The sequence below is a fragment of the Myxococcus sp. CA023 genome (assembly GCF_010998615.1).
Taxonomy (GTDB): Bacteria; Myxococcota; Myxococcia; order Myxococcales; family Myxococcaceae; genus Myxococcus.
This window is the reverse complement of record NZ_JAAEAH010000028.1, coordinates 1-19,024: the sequence shown is the minus strand read 5'-3', so window position 1 is coordinate 19,024 and position 19,024 is coordinate 1. Positions and strand designations below refer to the sequence as shown.

19 protein-coding genes and 1 riboswitch are annotated in these 19,024 nt (G+C 69.0%); of the genes, 5 read left to right on the top strand and 14 right to left on the bottom strand.

Going from position 1 to position 19,024, the window contains the following annotated elements:
- Nucleotides 1-11: 11 nt before the first annotated feature.
- Both lipA and lpdA read right to left on the bottom strand, forming a co-directional pair.
- Nucleotides 12-941 carry a lipoyl synthase gene (gene lipA / locus F8M74_RS14425; protein ID WP_141254524.1) on the bottom strand — a complete coding sequence of 310 codons (930 nt, stop codon included), beginning with the start codon at nucleotides 939-941 and terminating at the stop codon, nucleotides 12-14.
- A gap of 257 nt (nucleotides 942-1,198) precedes the next feature.
- On the bottom strand, nucleotides 1,199-2,596 hold the full coding sequence (gene lpdA, locus F8M74_RS14420) for a dihydrolipoyl dehydrogenase (RefSeq protein ID WP_140792645.1): 1,398 nt from the start codon (nucleotides 2,594-2,596) through the stop codon (nucleotides 1,199-1,201).
- Between the two features lie 80 nt (nucleotides 2,597-2,676).
- Between lpdA and F8M74_RS14415 the strand changes: the two genes are divergently transcribed.
- The gene (locus F8M74_RS14415; protein WP_228560153.1) at nucleotides 2,677-3,813 is read left to right on the top strand and encodes a hypothetical protein; all 1,137 of its coding nucleotides are present in this window, start codon (nucleotides 2,677-2,679) and stop codon (nucleotides 3,811-3,813) included.
- 18 nt (nucleotides 3,814-3,831) lie between these two features.
- Here the strand turns inward: F8M74_RS14415 and F8M74_RS14410 are convergent, their stop codons facing one another.
- The 10 genes from F8M74_RS14410 to hisG all read right to left on the bottom strand — a co-directional run bounded on the left by F8M74_RS14410 (nucleotide 3,832) and on the right by hisG (nucleotide 11,734).
- Nucleotides 3,832-4,281 (bottom strand): DofB protein, encoded by a 450-nt coding sequence (locus tag F8M74_RS14410; protein WP_140863630.1) that lies wholly within the window; start codon nucleotides 4,279-4,281, stop codon nucleotides 3,832-3,834.
- A gap of 267 nt (nucleotides 4,282-4,548) precedes the next feature.
- Entirely contained in the window at nucleotides 4,549-5,157 is a 609-nt protein-coding gene (hisIE, locus tag F8M74_RS14405; protein WP_141254522.1) for a bifunctional phosphoribosyl-AMP cyclohydrolase/phosphoribosyl-ATP diphosphatase HisIE, read from the bottom strand.
- Nucleotides 5,157-5,936: a histidinol-phosphatase gene (gene hisN / locus F8M74_RS14400; protein ID WP_141254521.1), complete on the bottom strand. Its 780-nt coding sequence runs from the start codon at nucleotides 5,934-5,936 to the stop codon at nucleotides 5,157-5,159. Before hisN ends, hisIE begins: the two co-directional genes overlap by 1 nt.
- Complete coding sequence (gene hisF, locus F8M74_RS14395; protein ID WP_203330822.1) at nucleotides 5,933-6,697, bottom strand: imidazole glycerol phosphate synthase subunit HisF; 765 nt, start codon at nucleotides 6,695-6,697, stop codon at nucleotides 5,933-5,935. The genes hisN and hisF overlap by 4 nt, the downstream gene beginning before the upstream one ends.
- Complete coding sequence (locus tag F8M74_RS14390; RefSeq protein ID WP_141254520.1) at nucleotides 6,694-7,230, bottom strand: imidazoleglycerol-phosphate dehydratase; 537 nt, start codon at nucleotides 7,228-7,230, stop codon at nucleotides 6,694-6,696. Before F8M74_RS14390 ends, hisF begins: the two co-directional genes overlap by 4 nt.
- Complete coding sequence (locus F8M74_RS14385; RefSeq protein WP_141254519.1) at nucleotides 7,227-7,943, bottom strand: HisA/HisF-related TIM barrel protein; 717 nt, start codon at nucleotides 7,941-7,943, stop codon at nucleotides 7,227-7,229. Before F8M74_RS14385 ends, F8M74_RS14390 begins: the two co-directional genes overlap by 4 nt.
- Nucleotides 7,940-8,533: an imidazole glycerol phosphate synthase subunit HisH gene (gene hisH / locus F8M74_RS14380; RefSeq protein WP_141254518.1), complete on the bottom strand. Its 594-nt coding sequence runs from the start codon at nucleotides 8,531-8,533 to the stop codon at nucleotides 7,940-7,942. Before hisH ends, F8M74_RS14385 begins: the two co-directional genes overlap by 4 nt.
- Entirely contained in the window at nucleotides 8,530-9,567 is a 1,038-nt protein-coding gene (locus tag F8M74_RS14375; protein WP_141254517.1) for a histidinol-phosphate transaminase, read from the bottom strand. Before F8M74_RS14375 ends, hisH begins: the two co-directional genes overlap by 4 nt.
- Nucleotides 9,564-10,874: a histidinol dehydrogenase gene (gene hisD / locus F8M74_RS14370; protein ID WP_171410272.1), complete on the bottom strand. Its 1,311-nt coding sequence runs from the start codon at nucleotides 10,872-10,874 to the stop codon at nucleotides 9,564-9,566. Before hisD ends, F8M74_RS14375 begins: the two co-directional genes overlap by 4 nt.
- Nucleotides 10,874-11,734, bottom strand: coding sequence for an ATP phosphoribosyltransferase (hisG, locus tag F8M74_RS14365; RefSeq protein WP_141254515.1), 861 nt, complete (start codon nucleotides 11,732-11,734; stop codon nucleotides 10,874-10,876). The genes hisD and hisG overlap by 1 nt, the downstream gene beginning before the upstream one ends.
- 298 nt (nucleotides 11,735-12,032) lie before the next feature.
- Here hisG and thiO point away from each other — a divergent pair, with 298 nt between their 5' ends.
- From thiO to moaA, 3 genes are all read left to right on the top strand, one after another.
- Nucleotides 12,033-13,151, top strand: a complete 1,119-nt coding sequence (gene thiO, locus F8M74_RS14360) for a glycine oxidase ThiO (protein ID WP_141254514.1) — start codon at nucleotides 12,033-12,035, stop codon at nucleotides 13,149-13,151.
- Between the two features lie 247 nt (nucleotides 13,152-13,398).
- Nucleotides 13,399-14,634, top strand: a complete 1,236-nt coding sequence (locus F8M74_RS14355; RefSeq protein ID WP_141254513.1) for an HD-GYP domain-containing protein — start codon at nucleotides 13,399-13,401, stop codon at nucleotides 14,632-14,634.
- Nucleotides 14,635-14,690: 56 nt separating this feature from the next.
- Nucleotides 14,691-15,695, top strand: coding sequence for a GTP 3',8-cyclase MoaA (moaA, locus tag F8M74_RS14350; RefSeq protein WP_141254512.1), 1,005 nt, complete (start codon nucleotides 14,691-14,693; stop codon nucleotides 15,693-15,695).
- Between the two features lie 82 nt (nucleotides 15,696-15,777).
- On the opposite strand, the gene F8M74_RS14345 is transcribed toward moaA, so the two are convergent.
- Complete coding sequence (locus F8M74_RS14345; RefSeq protein WP_141254511.1) at nucleotides 15,778-16,167, bottom strand: DUF4870 domain-containing protein; 390 nt, start codon at nucleotides 16,165-16,167, stop codon at nucleotides 15,778-15,780.
- 116 nt (nucleotides 16,168-16,283) lie between these two features.
- A complete protein-coding gene (thiC, locus tag F8M74_RS14340; RefSeq protein WP_141254510.1) occupies nucleotides 16,284-18,158 on the bottom strand; it encodes a phosphomethylpyrimidine synthase ThiC in 1,875 nt (624 codons plus the stop codon).
- Nucleotides 18,159-18,207: 49 nt separating this feature from the next.
- Nucleotides 18,208-18,315: riboswitch (TPP riboswitch) on the bottom strand.
- A gap of 210 nt (nucleotides 18,316-18,525) precedes the next feature.
- Between thiC and F8M74_RS14335 the strand changes: the two genes are divergently transcribed.
- Nucleotides 18,526-18,957, top strand: coding sequence for a CBS domain-containing protein (locus F8M74_RS14335; protein ID WP_011554239.1), 432 nt, complete (start codon nucleotides 18,526-18,528; stop codon nucleotides 18,955-18,957).
- The last annotated feature ends 67 nt before the right edge of the window (nucleotides 18,958-19,024 follow it).

Below are 19,024 nucleotides of genomic sequence, written 5' to 3'. Positions count from 1 at the left end.
AGCGTCACAGCTCAGCCGAGCCGCTCGAGCCGCTCGCGCTCCATCAGGCCCTTCATGAAGAACTCAGCGGCCCGGTAGCTGGACCGCACCAGCGGACCGGAGGCCACGTAGAGGAAGCCGTAGGACTCGGCCAGCGCCTTGTACGCCTCGAACTGCGCGGGCGACACGAAGCGCTCCACGCGCAGGTGGTACTGCGACGGCTGCAGGTACTGGCCCAGCGTCAGCACGTCCACGCCCACGTCGCGCAGGTCCTTGAACGTCTGCTCCAGCTCCGCGTCCGTCTCCCCCAGGCCCACCATGACGGACGTCTTGGTGTACAGGCCCTCGGGGCGGTTCTTGAGGTACTCCAGCACGCGCAGGGACTGGTGGTACTTCGCGCGCCGGTCACGGACCGTCGGCGTGAGGCGCTCCACCGTCTCCACGTTGTGCGCCACCACGTGAGGCTTGGCCTCCGCCACGGTGGTCAGGTCCTTCTCCACGCCCTTGAAGTCCGGGATGAGCACTTCGACGATGGTGCGCGGGCTCTCCCGGCGCAGCTCGCGGATGGCGGAAGCGAAGTGGCTGGCGCCGCCGTCCGGCCGGTCATCCCGGTTCACGGACGTGACGACGATGTACTCCAGGTCCATCTCCTTCACCGCCTGGGCCAGATGGATGGGCTCCATCGGATCCAGCGGAGGAGGCGCGCCGACCTTCACGTGGCAGAAGCGGCACGCGCGCGTGCACACCTCGCCCATCAGCATCACCGTGGCCGTGCCCCCGCCCCAGCACTCGGCGATGTTCGGGCAGCGGGCCTCTTCGCACACCGTGGCCAGCTTGGTGCGCTTCACGATGGCTTTGACCCGCTCGTAGCCTTCTCCGTGCGGGAGCCGCACCTTCAGCCACTCCGGCTTGCGGGTGGTCTCAGTCACCTGGGGCAGAGGGAACCGGTCGGGAGTCGCCATGGATCGCGGGCCTTCTATGGGTTGGACGGAGGACGTTCAAGCGGAAGCCACTGACGCGAGGCGTCAGCATCCACCAGTCGTCCACCAGTTGTCGCCTCTCTACTAATGCCCCCGGTGCCTGGGGACAGGCCCAGAGCACTCGTGAGGGCGGCCAGGCAGGGGACCGTCACCTCGCGCGGCCGCGGGGGCCGGAAATACGAGGGGCCGTCCACGGCACACCGGGACGGCCCCTGGGACTTCAAGCGAGGCGCCGCCGCCTAGAAGTGGCGCGGGTGGCCCAGCGTGGCCTCGGCACCCTCGTGCACGATTTCCGAGAGCGTCGGGTGCGCGTGGATGGTGTTGGCCAGCTCCTCGGTGGTGATCTCCAGCTTCAGCGCGACACACGCCTCAGCCAGCAGCTCCGTCGCGTGCGGTCCAATGAGGTGCACGCCGAGGACCTCGTCGTACTTCCGGTCCGACACGATCTTGATCATGCCGGTGGCCTCGTTGGAGATGGCGGCCTTCGTCACGGCGCCCATCGGAGCGATGCCCACCTTCACATCGTAGCCGCGCTCCTTGGCCTTCTTCTCCGTCAGGCCCACCGAGGCGACCTCGGGGTAGCAGTACGTGGCCGACGGCGTCAGGTCGTAGTTGATGGGCTGCGGGTTCTTCCCGGCGATGTGCTCCACCGCCACCACGCACTCCGCGCTGGCCATGTGCGCCAGCATCGGCGTGGGGATGATGTCACCCACGGCGTAGACGTTCGGCTCGGAGGTGCGCAGCATCGAGTCGACCTTGATGTAGCCGCGCTCGGCCTGGATGTTCGTCTTGTCCAGACCCACGTCCTCGGTGACGGGCGAGCGGCCCACCGCCGACAGGAGGATTTCCGCCTCCAGCGTCTTGGTCTCGTTGCCCACCTTCATGGTGACGCGCACGCCGTCCGCCGTGTGCTCCACCTTCTCCACCGCGGAGCCGGTGTGCACGTCAATGCCGCGGCGCTTGAAGATCTTCTCCAGCTCCTTGGAGATGTCCGCGTCTTCGATGGGGAGCAGCGCGGGCAGGTACTCCACGATGGAGGTCTTGCTGCCTACGTGGTTGAACACGGAGGCGAACTCACAGCCCACCGCGCCGGCGCCCAGCACGATGATGCTCTTGGGGACGCGGTCGATCTGCAGGATGGAGTCGCTGTTCAGAACCCGCTTGTGGTCCACGGGGACGTTGGGCAGGGACTTGGGCACCGAGCCCGTGGCGATGATGATGTTCTTCGCCTCCAGGACCTGCTTGGAGCCGTCCGCGGCGGTGACCTCCACCTTGCCCTTGCCGGCGATGCGGCCGTGGCCCTTCACCACCGTCACCTTGTTCTTCTTCATCAAGAAGTCGATGCCGTTGGCACCCTTGGTGACAATCTTGTCCTTGTGCTTCATCGCGTTGGGCCAGTTGATGGCCGGGCTGCTCACGTCAACGCCGAAGTCAGCCGCTTCGCGGACGTGGTGGAACAGCTCCGCGGTCCACAGCAGGGACTTGGTCGGGATGCAGCCGCGGTGGAGGCAGGTGCCGCCCAGCCGCTTGTCCTTCTCGATGATGGCCGTCTTCAGGCCCAGCTGACCCGCGCGAATGGCGCCCACGTAGCCGCCGGGGCCCGAACCGATGATCACCACGTCGAACGTCTCAGCCACGCACGCCTCCGTAATTATTGCGGATGGAACCCGGGTGGGCTGATAACCCCCGGTCCCGGTTGGAATCAAGGAGTTTGCTCGTGCGCCGTTTCCCGCTCCGAACCCTCCTCTTGATGTTCGTAGCACTCATCGCCTTCGGGCGCCTGTGGTGTGTGACGCACCAGGAGGAAGCGCCCGGTCCTCGGCCCGAGCGCATGGCCCAGGCGGGTGACGCCCCGGCCGGGGTCCCCGACCCCTCCTCCGCCCCAGAGTGCCGGACGCTGGAACGGGCGCTCGAAAGCGCCCTCCGCACGCCCCAGGACACCCGGGTCCTCGACGAAGCGCGCCAGCAGCTCGACGCATGCCGTCAGCCGCCCGTTCGCGCCTGCGCGCTGGGCGTGGCCCTGGACGCCCGCTCTCCCTTATCCGAGGGAGAAGCCACACCGCTGCGTGGCCTGCTGGCCAGCCTGTGTGAGCGCTGCCCACCGGCCGCCAATTCGTGCGCCCGGGCCGTGGGGCAAGCCCTGCTGAATGCCGCGGTGGGGCCGAATGCCGACGTCGCGAGCGCGAAATGGAACCTGGAGCATGCGGGGCCAGGCCTGGGAGGGGCTTGTGCCTCGCTCGTCCAGTTGGGGCTCGCACCCGCGGCCCAGTCAGACCTCACGGTACGGCCCCCGGTGCTCGCGCTCGCCGGGGAGCTGGCGCCCCGCTGCTCGCAGGCAGGCTTCCTGGATGACGCGCTGCTGCGCGCCGCCGCTGTGAACCTCGTGGCGCCCACGCCCGCGCTGGTCGCCCTGGCCGCGGTGCCCATTCCTCCCGAGACGAGCGCCATGAAGCCAGACCGGATTGAAGGCACCGAGCCCGGCTTCCAGGCGTTCGACCGGGACGAGAACACCGGGGTTCCGGTCGGCAAGGCGCTCAAGAGTCAACGATGGGAGGCGGACGGCGCGCTGCGCGCGAGCTACGCGCCCACGCTGAAGCAGCTCGTATCGGTGAGGATCCGCGCCACGGGCCCGGGAACGGTGCGCGCCATCGTCCGGACGCCACAGGGAGTTGGCCTGAAGGATCCGGAGAAGGACTTCGCCTTCGTCAACCCCACCGTGTGCCGCTTCACCGGCATGGGTCAGTGGGAGCAGTGCCCGCTCCAGGTGCCGCTGCGCAACGTGGACGCCGTGAGCGTCTTCCCCGAGCGCGCGGACACCGAACTGAAGGAGCTGGAGGTCCACGGCGCCCGCTGAAGGCGCCGCCGACCGACGTCAGGCGACGAGGCCGCGCTCCTTGGCCATCGTGAAGAGTGGCGCGGCGTCCTTCTTCAGCACCGCGCTCACGTCCTTGACGATGGAGTCACCCGACTTCGCGACCGACAGGAAGTTGTCGAAGGTGCGCGTGAGGATGAGCACGCCGGAGATGATGACGCGCTGTAGGTTGTGCTGCAGGTCCGTGCCTTCATAGATGAGCCACGCCTGCTCCACGCAGGTGCGGCGGGCATCCATGAGGAACTGGTTGAGTACGGTGCGCTCGTTCGCGTCGGGCACCTTCGACTTCGAGCTCACCGACCCCACGTAGATGAGGTTCGTGTTGAGCCGCGCCGCCGCTTCCTGCATCTGCGCCAGCACCAGCGTCACGTCCTCCTTGGTCGGAGGATTCTCCCAGCGGGAGAAGATGACTCGGTCGATGATCTCCGCTTTGTAGGTAGGGCCGTTCACGATGCCTCCGGTGAGGCGAGCGCCTGACCGGCACCCGCCCGGCTTGCCACGCTGCCGTGCGGTCGGATCTGTAGCAGGAACACTCCATTCGTTGAAGTGCACGATACCTGAACCAGCATTCATTCCGCCCGGCACCGCGGTCCTGTCCTGCAGCGGAAACGGACAAATCCAACCGGACCGACACGGACACTCAGGGAAAACACGTATACGCCCGCGTCATCTCCAGGATTCACCGGATCCTGTCGTACAGCGGACATGCGCGGTGGATCAGCGCGAAGCGCGCCTGGCGAGGACCGCCTTCACGTCGTCGAGCGAGAGGCCCAGGGGCCGGACCGCGACGAGCACGTGGTAGAGCACGTCCGCCGCTTCCTCCGCGGCGCGTGACGGGTCCGCGTCCGCGCACGCCGTCACCAACTCCGCGGCCTCCTCGCCCAGCTTCTTCAAGCGCAGGTTGCGGTCCTCCAGCAGGCGGCGCGTGTAGCTTGGGGGCGCATCATCGGGCCGCTCCACCGGTGCGGCGCGCCGAGCGAGCGTGTCATCCAGCGCGATCAGCGCATCCCAACGGCCAGGGCCGAAGCAGGTCTCCGTCCCCGTGTGACACGCGGGGCCCGCCTTCTCCACGCGCGCGAGCACCGCGTCACCGTCACAGTCGGCGCGGAGCGCCACCACGCGCTGGACGTTTCCACTGGTGGCGCCCTTGTGCCACAGGCCGCGCGTGCGCGACCGGTAGTGCATCTCCCCCGTGGCCAGTGTGCGCTCCAGGGCTTCCCGGTCCGCATGCGCCACCATCAACACGTCACCGGTGCTCGCGTCCTGAGTGACGACCGTCACCAGTCCGTTGCCCTTCGCGAAGTCGAGCGCGTCCAGGTCGAGCATCAGCGTGTCTCCACGGCGCCGAGCCGCTCCCGCACCACGCGCGCCATGGCCGCGTTGGTGGCGATTCCATTTCCGCCGAACGCGGTCCGCCGCCCCGTCCAGTCGGTGAACACACCGCCGGCTTCCTCGATGATGGGCTGCAAGGCCGCTCCATCCCAGGGGGACAGCAGCTCATCCACCATGACCTCCGCGCGCCCGGTGGCGACCAGCAGGTAGCCGTAGCAATCCCCCCAGGTGCGGTCCACGGCCGCGTCCCGCGCGAGCGCGCGCCAAGCGGCCCCGCGCTCCGGGTACACCGGGAAGCGCTCATCCGTGGACAACACCACCGCCTTTGACAGCTCCGCCTGCGTGGACACGGCGGCGCGCTGGTCGTTCCAGAAGCAGCCCCGCCCCGGCGCCGCCACCAGCAACTCACTCACCGCGGGGAAGTACGCGGCACCCACGAGGATGCGCTCACCTTCCGCCAACGCCACCAACGTGCCCCACAGGGGGACACCGCGGATGAACGTCTTCGTCCCGTCGATGGGGTCCAGGATCCACCGCCGCTTCGCACCTGGACGCGTTTCGCCGAACTCCTCACCCAGGATGCCGTCCTGGGTGAAGCGCGCTTCCAGCCACTCGCGCGCACGGGACTCCGCCGTGCGGTCCGCCACTGTCACCGGAGAGCCGTCCGACTTCGTGTCCACCGCGATGCCACCGCGGAAGAACCCCAACGCCGCGTCACCCGCTATCCGCGCCACTTCAGCGGCGGCCTGCATCAGATTTCCTGAGTCCGTCATGCCACGCTCCGGATGTGAAGGCCGCCCTCGCGGAGCACCGCCTTGATGGCGCCCACCGTGGTGAGGCCGTCGTGCAGGATGCCAGCGACCAATGCCGCGTCAGCGCCGCCTTCCTGGAACGCATCCCGGACATGCGCCGCACTGCCCGCGCCCCCCGAGGCGATGACTGGCACGTCCACCGCCTCCGAAACGGCCCGCGTCAACGCCAGGTCATAGCCCGTCCGCGCGCCATCCCGGTCGATGCTGGTGAGGAGCACTTCTCCTGCCCCTCGCGCCACGCACTCACGCGCCCAGACCACCGCGTCCAGGTCCGTGGGCTTCCGGCCGCCATGGGTGTAGACGCGCCAGCGCTCGCCGTCTCGCTTCGCGTCGATGCTGGCCACCACGCACTGTGCGCCGAAGCGCTCCGCACAAGCGGTGAGCAGCGCCGGGTTGGCCACCGCCGCGGAGTTGATGCTCACCTTGTCCGCGCCCGCTCGCAGCGCCCGACCCACGTCATCGACCGTGCGCACCCCGCCGCCGACAGCCAGGGGAATGAAGAGCTGCTCGGCGGTGCGCCGCACCAGCTCCCACAAGGTGTCCCGCTCCTCGGCGCTGGCGGAGATGTCGAGGAACGTCAGCTCATCCGCCCCCTCCGCTTCGTAGCGCCGGGCCAGTTCCACCGGGTCACCCACGTCGCGAAGTCCCTCGAACTGGACGCCCTTCACCACGCGTCCGCCCTTCACGTCCAGACAGACGACGAGCCGTCGCGTGAGCATCACGTCACCTCCAGGGACACGGAGCCCTTCATGCTGAACACCGAGCCGGAGTCCACCATGGCGTCCCGCAGCGCCAGCCCCAGCGCCTTGAAGGACGCCTCCGTCGCGTGGTGGCTGTCCTTTCCGCGCAGCACCCGCAGGTGCAGCGTCACCCGGGCGTGCTCGCTGAACGAGCGCATCCAGTGCTCGTAGAGCCGGTTCTTCAACGGGCCCTGGTAATAGAAGCGCCCCCCTGCATCCAGACAGGCCTGAACCAGCGCGTCGTCCATGGGGATGGTGCGCTCGGCGAAACGCGCGGCCGTGGCTGGAATCACCTGCTGCACCGCCGTGCCCAGCGTGATGGCCACGTCCTCCATCACATGGTGCGTGAGGTCCCCCCGCGCATGCAGCGAGAGGTCCAGCCCCGCGTAGCGCGCGAAGGTGGCCAGCATGTGGTCGAAGAACTTCAACCCCGTGTCCACGTTCGTGACGCCCTTACCCGGCGACAGCTCCACCCGGACCTGCGTCTCCTTCGTCTCCCGAATGACAGTGGTCATCCCGTGAACTCCCGAGCGACTGCGCTCGCATCCAGCCTTCCGGTGTACAGCGCCATGCCAATGACGGCCCCATATGCGCCCGCCGCCGCGAGGGCCCGCAGGTCCTCCATCGTCGTCACGCCACCCGACGCGTACAGACGGTGCCGGCTGGTGCTCGCCACCTCCCACATCAACGCCAGGTCCACTCCCGACAGCTGGCCCTCCTTGTGGACCGCCGTCACGAGCAGGCCCCCCAGCGGCAAGGGCTCGAAGGCCGCCAGCACCTCCCGGATGTCGCGATGGCTTCCCTCCGTCCAGCCTCGCGTCACCACCTCGCGCCCCTTCACGTCCGCGGCCACCACCACCCGGCCGGGGAAGCGGTTCGCGATGTCCGCCAGCCAGCCGGCGTCTTCGATGGCGCGAGTTCCCACCACCACGAACTCGGCTCCGCCCGACAGGACGGTCTCCACCCGGTCGGAATCGCGCACGCCGCCGCCCACGGAGAAGGTGAGCCCTCGCTCGTAGGCGGTCAGCTGGAAGATGGCGTCCGAGTTGGAGCCCTTGCCCAGCGCCGCGTCCAGGTCCACGACATGGAACGCGCGGAAGCCGTGACGGCGCCACTGCTTCAATGCCTCCAGCGGGTCCTCCACCCGGACCTTCTCCGCCGCGTACGAGCCGCCCACGAGCTGGACACACGCACCATCGCGCAGGTCGATGGCTGGAATCGCAATCACGGCGCCACCTCCCGCAGGAAGGCCTGCACGAAGCGCACGCCCGCCGTGGAGGACTTCTCCGGGTGGAACTGCACACCCACCACCCTTCCCCTGCGCACCGCCGCCGGGAAGCGGTCCGCCTCGTGCGTCGTCCACCCCGTCACCACCGAAGCATCCGCGGCGCGGCAGGCCAAGCTGTGCGCGTAGTACACGGTGTCCAGCCGCGCACCCGCCAGCGTGCGTTCGTCCTCAACCTGGTTCCAGCCAATCTCGGGCACTCGCTTCGCCGCCAGCCGTGTCACCCGGCCCGCGAAGTAGCCCAGGCCGGCGCCCTCGCCTTCGTCACTGCCTTCGAAGAGCAACTGCATGCCCAGGCAGATGCCCAGGCACGGCAGGCCCTGCTCCAGTGCCGCGCGCATGGCTTCACGCCCCGGTTCGAGCCGCGCCACCGCCGCACCGAATGCGCCCACCCCCGGCAGCACCAGCACGTCGGTGTCCAGCGAACGCACGGGGTCCTCCTGGACGCGCACCTCAGCGCCCGGCACCGTGGCCAGCGCCTTGGCCAGCGAGTGGAGGTTGCCCGCGCCGTAGTCAAACAAGGTGACTCTCATCGCAACGCCTCCCGCAGCGCCGCCAGCGCCGTCTCCATCAAGGGCCAGGGCCCCACACCGATTCGGAGCGCGTCGCCCACGCCCGTCAGCGCCTGGAACGCCCGCACATTCACGTCCCGCTCTCGCATCCGCTCGGCGACTGCCAGCGCGCCCGGAAGCGGCACCATCAGGAAGTTGGCTTCCGATGGCAGAGGCGTCAGACCCAACGACACCAACTCGCCGCGCAGCCGCTCACGACAGGCGACGGCTTCCTCCGCACGGGCTCGCACCCAGTCCGCGTCACCATTCAGCACCGAGACGGCCACGGCCTCCGCGACACTGGTGAGCTTGTAGGGTCCGCGAGCCTTCTCGACCTCCGCCACCAGTTCGGGAGAGCCGACGCCCCACCCGACTCTCAGCCCCGCCAGCCCGAAGGCCTTGGAGAAGGTGCGCGTCACCAGGACATTCGACCGCCGTCGCGCCAGGTCGAGGAAGTCCTTCCCCGGCGCGAAGTCCGCATAGGCCTCATCGATGATGACGATGCCGGGTGCGTTCTCGGCAACACGCTCCACCGCCGCCCGCGACAGCGCGGTGCCTGTGGGGTTGTTGGGCGAGCACAGGAAGATGACCTTCGCCCCCGTGCCGAGCAGTGCGTCCGCATCCACGTCGAAGTCCGGCTTCAACGGCACCGGCACGCCCTCGAGTCCGTTCACCTTGGCGAACAGCGGCACCATGACGAAGGTCGGGTCCTGATAGGCCAGCGTGTCCCCGGGCTCCAAAAAGGCGCGCAGCGCCGAGTCGATGACGTCATCCGAGCCACAGCCCGTCGTTATCTCGTCGGGCGCCGCTCCAATGGACGCAGCCAGCGCCCGGCGCAGGTCCGGGGCATACCCCTGCGGATAACGCGGTACGCGGGACACGGTGGTGGCAAGAACCCGCTCCACGGAGGGCGGAACGCCAAAGAGGTTGGTGTTGTCACTCAGGTCCACCCGGCACGGCCGCTTCGAAGGCGCGTACAGCGGAATGTCCCGGTACGAAGCCCGCCTGGGAATCATGGCCGCCCCCAGGCGCGCGCGGCGTCCGCGTGCGCGAAGAGACCTTCACTGTCGGCCAGCCGCCCCACGTCCTCCGCCAGAGACGCCGCCGCCGTGGGCGCGACGCGCTGGTAGGTGGTCCACCGGTAGAAGTCGAGCAGGTTGAGTCCCGAGTATGCCCGCGCCAACCCCGCCGTGGGCAGCACGTGGTTGGAGCCGGTCATGTAATCGCCGTAGGCCACCGACGAGCGCTCACCCAGGAAGACGGTGCCCGCGTTGCGCACCCGTCCCAGGTCCTCCCGCGGCGACGCGGTGGCGATGAGCAGATGCTCCGGAGCGAAGTCCGCCACGAAGGGCCAGGCTTCCTCCAGGGACGCCACCGTCAGCACCGCGCCGCGAGAGCCCAGGGCAGACGTGACGATCTCCCACCGCTTCGCGCGCTCGGCCTGCCGCTCCACCTCCGCGGCGATGGCGTCCGCCAGCGCGTCGCCCAGCGCCAGCGTGACACAAGCCGCCTCTGGGTCATGCTCCGCCTGAGCCAACATCTCCCGCGCCACCGCGGCGGGGTTCGCCGTGTCGTCGGCCACGACCAGGATTTCACTGGGGCCCGCGGGTGCTTCAATCGCCACCGCGCCCACCACCTGCAGCTTGGCCTCCGCCACATAGGCATTGCCCGGCCCCACGATGCGGTCCACGCGCGGCACGCTCTCCGTGCCATAGGCCATGGCCGCCACCGCGCCAGCGCCGCCCAGCGAAAAGACGCGGTCCGCGCCTGCCAGGGATGCCGCCGCCAGCACGCTGGGGTGTGGCAAGCCATCGGGCCCCGGCGGCGAGCACACGATGACCTCGCCCACGCCCGCCACCTTCGCGGGCACCACGCCCATCAGTACGCTGCTGGGGTACACCGCACGGCCTCCCGGTGCATACACCCCCACGCGGCCCAGCGGATCCGGCCGCCGGCCCACGAGGACACCGGGCTCGGTTTCGACCTCCACCCATTGCGGCTTCTGCGGCGCATGCGCCAGGGCGATGTTGCGAGCCGCTCGGGAAAGCGCGTCCCTGACCGATGGCTCCAATCCAGCGAGCGCCGCGGCACAGACCTCTCGCGGAACCTCCAACGCCGTCAGCTCCACGCGGTCGAACTGCCGCGCGAGTTCGAAGAGCGCCTGGTCTCCTTCCGCTCGCACGCGGGCGATGAGTTCCCGCACGCGCAGCGCGACGCGGGCATCGGATCCAGTCGCGCGGTCCAGCAGACGCCGGAAGTCCTCCCGAGCAAGAGCGGACAGAGGACCGCGGTACCTCAGGGTCGACGAAGCAAGGAAGGCCATCACGCCATCAACCTTTCAATGCGGGTGACGAGGATGCCCTCGCAGCCCAATGCCTTCAGCGCATTGATGGTGCGGTAGATGGTCTTCGCCGGCACCACCGCGTGCACGGCCACGAAGTCACCGCCGTCCAGCACGTCCACCACGGTGGGACCATTGAGGCCCGGGAGGACTTCGCGCACCCGGATGAGCGAATCCTTCGGCACGTTGGCCATCAGGTAGCGCTTGTCGCGCGCCGCCAACACCGAACCCAGCGCCTGCTTCAGCTCGTCCAGCCGCTGCTGTGCGTCCACCGGATTGCCCTTGCACGCCACCAGCCGCGCACTGGACTCCAGCACCGTGGCCACCTCGCGCAGGCCATTCATCTTCAGCGTGGAGCCAGTGGACGTCAGGTCCACGACGATGTCCGCGATGCCCAGGTGGGGCGCAATCTCCGCCGCGCCCGACACCGGAACCACCGCCACCCGCTGCCCGCGCCTAGCGAAGAACGCCTGCGTCAGCCGGGGGAAGCAGGATGCGACCCGCATGCCCTCCTTCACGTCCTCCGGCGAGGCGAAGCCGCCCTCCTCCCGCGCCGCCACCACCAGGCGACACCTGCCGAACTCCAGGTCCATCAGCAGGTCCAGCTCACGTCCGGACTCACACACCAGGTCCCAACCGGTGACACCCGCATGCGCGGCGCCGTCCGCCACGAACTCCGGGATGTCCTGGGCGCGGACGAAGATGGCCTCGAACTCTCCGCCCAATGACGCGGTGAGCGCGCGCTCGCCCCGGGCCCGCACCTCCAGGCCCGCGTCATTGAACAACTCCCGGACTTCGTCCGAGAGGCGGCCCTTGTTGGGCAGAGCAATCTTCAGCAGCATGGGGGACCTTCGAAACTGCGAGGAGACAACGACGCGGAAACGAAAAAAGGCCCGTCCTGGAGGGACGGGCCTTCGGTCGCTGCGGCAGGTGCCGAGGTGGGTGCGTCTAGCGTCTCACCCAGGCATGCGCATGGCGAACGGTCCCGTCGGGGCCGAGCCGATGGTGCGCATGGTGATGGTGAAGGGACGCGAAGAGCATCGCAGCATGAGTAACGACAAAGCGCCCCGCCGTCAACCGGGCCCGGGGAGAGCCCGCGCGACGCTTGCAAACACCCGCGCGGGCGAGCAGGAAGCGCCCATGCAAGTCGCGGACGTCATCATCGTGGGTGGGGGCATCATGGGCTGCGGCATCGCGCTGCGGCTGCGGCAGGCCGGAGTGCGCGTCGACGTGCTGGAGCGCTCCATTCCAGGCGCGGAGGCCTCCAGCGCGGCGGCGGGAATGCTCGCGCCCCAGATGGAGTCCGACGGTCCGGGCGCCTTCCTGGATTTGTGCCTGCGCAGCCGCGGCCTCTATCCCGCCTTCGCCGCCGAGCTGCGAGAGCTGTCCGGCGTGGATGTGGCCTACCGGCCCTGCGGCATCCTCAAGGTCGCCTTCAACGAGGCCAGTCTGCACCACCTGGACGCCACGGTGGCGTGGCAGCGTGGCATGGGCCTCCGGGCCGAGTTGCTCGACGGTGCCGCGGCCCGCGCCCTGGAGCCACGCCTGTCCGCGAAGGCCGTGGGCGCCGCGCACTTCCCGGACGACCATCAGCTGGACAACCGGCTCCTGGTGCGCGCCCTGACGATGGCCGCCGCCCGGGTGGGCGCGGAGTTCCGCAGCGGCTACGTGCGCGGCGTGGTGCAGGAGGGTGGCCGCGCGGTGGGCGTGGACCTGGACGGCGAGTTGCTGCGCGCCGACGCGGTGGTGCTGGCCGCGGGCTCCTGGTCCGCCCTGGTCCACGGCGCCGGCGTGGAGGCCCGGGCGGTGCGGCCCGCGCGCGGGCAGATGGTTCAATTCCAGACACGCCTGCCCCTGCTGGACCGCATCGTCACGTCCGAGAAAGGCTACCTGGTGCCGCGCGCGGACGGCCGGGTCATCGCCGGCAGCACCATGGAGCTGGTGGGCTTCGACAAGCAGGTGACCGCGGCGGGGCTGGCGCGCATCCTCGACATGGCCCTGGAGCTGTGCCCGGAGTTGGGCTCGGCGCCCGTCACGGAGACGTGGGCGGGCTTCCGGCCGTGGACCGAGGATAAGCGGCCCTACCTGGGTGAAGGCCCCGTGCCCGGGCTCTTCCTGGCCACGGGCCACTTCCGCAACGGCATCCTCCTGGCCCCCATCACCGCGAAGCTCGTCGCGCAGGCCGTGCTGGGTGAGCGGCCCGCCGTGGACCTGGCCCCCTTCCGGTATGACCGCTCGCCCGCCCAACCCCGCACCTGACGCAACCCGACGTCAAGGGTGAGGAGCCGTCCCCCTGCCTCCTCGGACGCAGGGGGCACGAGCGAGCGGTCGGTCCCGGCGCCTGATTCAGAGGGGCGGACAGGACGCGGAGCCTGCCTGTCCCACCCACCGCCAGGGGTCGTCCCCTCGCCAGGTCCCCGAATCGATCAGCCGTGAACCCTGATCCGATGGTAAATTCCCGTACTCGTTGGCCAATGAATCCAGGAAACCTCTAGAATCGCTCGCCGTGGAAGCCATCCCCCCTGCCCCACCCCGAATCCTCATCGTCGACGATGACGACTCCGTACGAGACGTCATCTCTGTCCTGCTACGTGAGGAAGGCTACAACTGTGTCGTCGCCAACGGGGCCGAGATGGCCCTGGACCTGGCGGGCGAGGAGGAGACGCCGCTCGTCATCAGCGACATGAAGATGCCGGGCAAGGACGGCCTCTGGCTCCTGGAGAACCTCCGCGAGCGGCTCCCCGACACCTCCGTCATCATGCTCACGGGCTATGGTGACACCGAGTCAGCCGTGGACTGCCTGCGCCGCGGCGCGGTGGACTACCTGCTCAAGCCACCCAAGCTCACGGACCTCATCCGGGCCATCGAGCGGGCGCTGGCCAAGCGCCGCATCGAGATGGCCCGCAAGCGCTACCAGAAGAAGCTGGAGCGCAAGGTCCGGGACAGGACGGCCGAGCTGCGCAGCGCCCTGCGCGACATCGCCAACACGTACCAGAACACGCTGCTGGCCCTGGTGGCCGCCCTGGACGCGCGCGAGCACGAGACGAGCGACCACTCCCAGCGCGTGGTCAGCTACACGTCCGCCATCGCGCAGCGCATGGGCATCCAGGGCAAGGATCTGGAGGAGATTGGACGCGGCGCGCTGCTGCACGACATCGGGAAGATTGGCGTGCCGGACGCGGTGCTGCTCAAGCCGGGCAAGCTCACCCCGGACGAGTGGCTGGAGATGCGCAAGCACCCGGACATCGGCTTCCAGATGATCCAGGCCATTCCGTTCCTGGACACGCCCGCCTCCATCGTCCTTTCGCACCAGGAGCGCTGGGACGGCGCCGGCTATCCGCGCAACCTCCAGCGGCAAGAAATCCACATTGGCGCGCGCATCTTCGCCGTGGCGGACACGCTGGACGCGATGACGAGCGACCGGCCCTACCGCAAGGGCACGACGTTCACCAACGCCATCCAGGAGATCAAACGCTGCGCCAACACGCAGTTCGATCCGGAGGTCGTGCGGGCGTTCCTCGACATTGGCGAGGAGGGGCTGATCCGCATCAAGCAGGAGATGGCGACGAAGAAGCTCCAGCTCCCGCAGGCCGAGCAGGACGCCCATGACGCCGAGGCGGAGCTGGCCCGGCTCACGGATCTGGACGACGACGTGGACGCCGCCGTGCCTGGCCACTCCGCCAGTGACGAGGACGAGCCCAAGTCGGCCGTCGTTCGTTCGGTGGCTGGCAACAAGGGGTGAGCCTGGCTGGAAGAGATGACCGCACGGGGGTCGGCTATGATGAGGACAGGTCCGCCGTGACGACTCCTGCCCTCCAGCCCCCACCTTCCGTGCTGGCTCCGCCCCTGCTGGACGCGCAGGGGCGGCGGATGACGTACCTGAGGCTGAGCATCACCGACCGGTGCAACTTCCGGTGCAGCTACTGCTCGCCCGCTTCGTGGGGCGGCAAGCGGGACCTGCTGGGCCCCGAGGAGTTGGAGCGAATCACCTCCGTCTTCGCCCGCATGGGAATCCGCCGCGTGCGGCTCACCGGCGGCGAGCCGTTGATCCGCCCGGACATCCTCGAGATCGCCCGGCGCGTCGCCGCGGTGCCCGGCATCCAGCACCTGGCCATCACCAGCAATGCCAGCCACCTGGAGCGGCTCGCCCTCCCCCTGCGCGAGGCGGGCGTCACCCAACTCAACCTGAGCCTGGACACCCTCCTGGCGGAGACGTTCCACCGCATCTCCAAGCAGGGGGATTTCGACGCGGTGCTGCGAGGCGTGGACGCGGCGGCGGGCGCCGGTTACGCGTCTCTCAAGCTCAACGTCGTCGTCATGCGGGGCGTGAACGACGAGGAAGCCTCCGCCCTGATCGCCTATGCGCACGCGCGCGGCTTCACGCCCCGCTTCATCGAGCTGATGCCCTTCGGTCAGGGCACGCCGGTGCCCACCGCGGAGCTGGTGGAGCGGCTCCAGGCTTCAGGACTGCCGCTGGAACCCGAGCCTGATGACACGGGCGACGCCGCCGGACCGGCGCGCTACTGGCGTGCGCCCGGAGGCCGCGTGGGCTTCATCTCCCCGCTCACGCAGAACTTCTGCGGCACCTGCAACCGCGTGCGCGTGGCGTCCAATGGCGACTTGCGCAGCTGCCTCGGCGGCCGGGCGCAGGCGCCGCTGCACCAGCTCATCCGCGGCGGCGCCAGCGACGTGGAGCTGGCCGTGGCCATCCGCCGGGCGCTGGGCGACAAGCCAGAAGGGCACCGCTTCACCGAGCCCGGAAACGGCGCCACGCTGCTGTCCATGATGGGCATCGGCGGTTGAAAACACGACGGGCGGGCCCGCGCCTTCGCGCCTGGCCCGCCCGAGTGTTCCTGGACCGTTTCGGCCGGCCCCGCGTGGCGCGCTACTTCACCAGTCGAATGTTGACCGGGTACTTGTAGAGCTGACCCTCGTTCGCCTTCAGGCCCGCGATGATGGCGAAGACGATGGCGACGATGCCGACGATGGGCAGCAGGACGGCGCCAACGCCGATGCAGAGGGTGATGGCGCTGACGAAGCCCGCGATGAACATCGTGATCTGGAAGTTCAGCGACTCCACGGCGTGGGCGCGGACGAAGGAGGACTCCTTGCCCTTCGTCAGCATCAGCACCAGCGGCACGGCGAAGCCCAGGCCCACGAAGTTGGCCAGGATGGTGCCCATGTGAGCGAGCAGCCCCATCGTCTTCTCATCCTGGGTCGGCATCGGCGTGCCACTGACGAACGAACCCATTTGCTCCTGCGGCGGAGTCTCCATTGAAAATCCCCTCCAAAGATGTCTCGGGCGCGTGCACCGCACCCAGCGGGGTCCACCATGACACGCACCCGCTCCGATTGTCACGTCCAGGACAGGTGATCTGACGGGTCACCCGCCTAGCGGTACAACTGGCTCCCCGCCTTCTTGAATTCCTCGCTCTTCTCATCGAGCGCGGACTGAAGCGCGGCGTCGTCGCTCACGCCCTGCTTCGCCGCGAAGTCACGCACCTCTTGCGTGATCTTCATGGAGCAGAACTGCGGACCGCACATGGAGCAGAAGTGCGCCACCTTCGCGCCTTCCGCCGGCAGCGTCTCGTCGTGGAAGGCGCGGGCGCGCTCGGGGTCCAGCGACAGGTTGAACTGGTCCTCCCAGCGGAACTCGAAGCGGGCCTTGGACAGCGCGTTGTCCCGGGCCTGGGCCCCTGGATGCCCCTTGGCCAGGTCCGCGGCGTGGGCGGCAATCTTGTACGTGATGACGCCTTCCTTCACGTCGTCCCGGTCCGGCAGGCCCAGGTGCTCCTTGGGCGTCACGTAACAGAGCATCGCCGTGCCGAACCAGCCGATCATCGCCGCGCCGATGCCGCTGGTGAAGTGGTCGTAGCCCGGCGCGATGTCCGTGGTGAGAGGCCCCAGCGTGTAGAACGGCGCCTCGCCGCACACGGCCAGCTGCTTCGTCATGTTCTCCTGGATGAGGTGCATGGGCACGTGGCCCGGGCCTTCAATCATCACCTGCACGTCGTGCTTCCAGGCAATCTGGGTCAGCTCGCCCAGCGTCTCCAGCTCACCGAACTGCGCCGCGTCGTTGGCATCCGCGATGGAGCCCGGCCGCAGCCCGTCTCCCAGGCTGAAGCTGACGTCGTACGCCTTCATGATTTCGCAGATTTCCTCGAAGTGCGTGTAGAGGAAATTCTCCCGGTGGTGGGCGAGGCACCACTTGGCCATGATGGAGCCGCCACGGCTGACGATGCCGGTCAGGCGCTTCGCCGTCCACGGCACGTAGCGCAGCAGCACGCCCGCGTGGATGGTGAAGTAATCCACGCCCTGCTCGCACTGCTCGATGAGCGTGTCACGGTACAGCTCCCAGGTGAGGTCCTCCGCCTTGCCGCCCACCTTCTCCAGCGCCTGGTAGATGGGCACGGTGCCGATGGGCACCGGCGCGTTCCGGAGGATCCACTCGCGCGTCTCGTGGATGTTGCGGCCGGTGGACAGGTCCATCACCGTGTCCGCGCCCCAGCGGATGGACCACACCATCTTCTCCACCTCTTCCTCGATGGAAGACGTGACGGCCGAGTTGCCGATGTTGGCGTTGATCTTCACCAGGAAGTTGCGACCGATGATCATCGGCTCCAGCTCCGGGTGGTTGATGTTGGCCGGGATGATGGCGCGGCCCCGCGCGATTTCGTCGCGCACGAACTCGGGCGTTATCACCCGCGGAATCGCCGCGCCCCACGACTGGCCCGGGTGCTGGGCTGCGAGCGACGCCTCCACCTGGAGGTTCTCCCGCAGCGCCACGTACTCCATCTCCGGGGTGATGATGCCCTTGCGCGCGTAGTGCAGCTGCGTGACGTTGGCGCCGGACTTCGCCACGCGCGGCGAGCGGCGGTGGGCGAAGCGCAGGCCCGCCAGACGCGGGTCCGCTTCACGGGCGCGGCCGTATTCAGAGCTCACGCCGGACAGCGCTTCGGTGTCATTGCGGCCCAGAATCCAGGACTCGCGCAGCGCGGGCAGACCCTGCCGCAGGTCGAGCTCCGCGGCCGGATCCGTATACGGTCCGCTGGAGTCGTAGACGTGCACGGGCGGGTTGGCCGTCGCCTTCGCGTCCGGGCCGTGGCCGTGGCGCGTGGGCGTCTGGCTGATTTCGCGCAGGGGCACGCGCAGGTCCGGGTGCAGCACGCCGGGCACGTACACCTTGCGCGAGGCTGGCAGCGGGCCCCGGCTGATTCCCTCCAGCACCTTCCCGTCGACCTTCAGGCTTCTGGACGCTCCGCTCATCACGCATCTCCTCTTGAGAGGGCGGACGGGCAGGCGGTCGGGGGGCAGCAAGCCTCCCGGGCCGCTTCCCTCCGCCGGTACGAACCGGTTCAGGTTCCAAGGGTTGGCCGGGACCACGGCCGTCTCAGTCCCTTCCGGGACACCCCTAGCGACAGGGCGAGCATCTAACGCACAGCGCGGCCGGCTTCAACCCGGCCGCGGGCGCAAGCGCCTGTCGACCGCGCAATGCCTGCGGAGTGGCGGGCCGCCACGCAAACCTTGCGCGCCCCAAAGCAGGGAAACACCGTTCCCTGGGGCAGACCTGTTGGCCCCGGAGATGCAACGATGAAGGGACAATCGTCGTCTTCCACCTGCCAGGAGTACCGCCATGCAGATTGTCGGAGAGCTGATGACCCGTGACGTCGTCACGCTCAAGGAAACGCAGAACCTGGCCAAGGCGGATGAGCTGCTCCGGCTGCACCGCATCCGTCACCTGCCGGTGGTGCGGCAAGAGAAGCTGGTGGGCCTCATCACCCACCGCGACCTGCTGCGCGCCGCCGCCACCCACGCCACGGACCCGGCCGCGCAGCCGCTCTGGGCCGCGGACATCATGACGCGCGACGTGCAGACGGTGCGCCCGGACACGCCGCTGCGCCGGGCGGTGACGCTGATGCTCGAACACAAGTACGGCTGCCTGCCCGTGGTGGATGAGGGCGGCGTCCTCCAGGGCATCCTCACCGAGGCGGACCTGGTCCGCTACGCCCAGCACCTCATCGGAGAGCAGGACCGCCGGGAGCTCGCCGCCGAGTTCAATGCCTGACTCCGCCGCCAGCGCGTGAGGGGCGGGCCCGTGTCCCCTCTCCGCCTGGCGCGCGCTCCCCCACCCC

Coding starts and splice junctions, on each gene's coding strand:
- lipA (WP_141254524.1), bottom strand. CDS start 941: ATGGCGACTCCCGACCGGTTCCCTCTGCCCCAGGTGACTGAGACCACC.
- hisIE (WP_141254522.1), bottom strand. CDS start 5,157: ATGCTCGACCTGGACGCGCTCGACTTCGCGAAGGGCAACGGACTGGTG.
- hisN (WP_141254521.1), bottom strand. CDS start 5,936: ATGACGGACTCAGGAAATCTGATGCAGGCCGCCGCTGAAGTGGCGCGG.
- F8M74_RS14390 (WP_141254520.1), bottom strand. CDS start 7,230: ATGACCACTGTCATTCGGGAGACGAAGGAGACGCAGGTCCGGGTGGAG.
- hisH (WP_141254518.1), bottom strand. CDS start 8,533: ATGAGAGTCACCTTGTTTGACTACGGCGCGGGCAACCTCCACTCGCTG.
- F8M74_RS14375 (WP_141254517.1), bottom strand. CDS start 9,567: ATGATTCCCAGGCGGGCTTCGTACCGGGACATTCCGCTGTACGCGCCT.
- hisD (WP_171410272.1), bottom strand. CDS start 10,874: ATGGCCTTCCTTGCTTCGTCGACCCTGAGGTACCGCGGTCCTCTGTCC.
- hisG (WP_141254515.1), bottom strand. CDS start 11,734: ATGCTGCTGAAGATTGCTCTGCCCAACAAGGGCCGCCTCTCGGACGAA.
- thiO (WP_141254514.1), top strand. CDS start 12,033: ATGCAAGTCGCGGACGTCATCATCGTGGGTGGGGGCATCATGGGCTGC.
- F8M74_RS14345 (WP_141254511.1), bottom strand. CDS start 16,167: ATGGAGACTCCGCCGCAGGAGCAAATGGGTTCGTTCGTCAGTGGCACG.
- thiC (WP_141254510.1), bottom strand. CDS start 18,158: ATGAGCGGAGCGTCCAGAAGCCTGAAGGTCGACGGGAAGGTGCTGGAG.
- F8M74_RS14335 (WP_011554239.1), top strand. CDS start 18,526: ATGCAGATTGTCGGAGAGCTGATGACCCGTGACGTCGTCACGCTCAAG.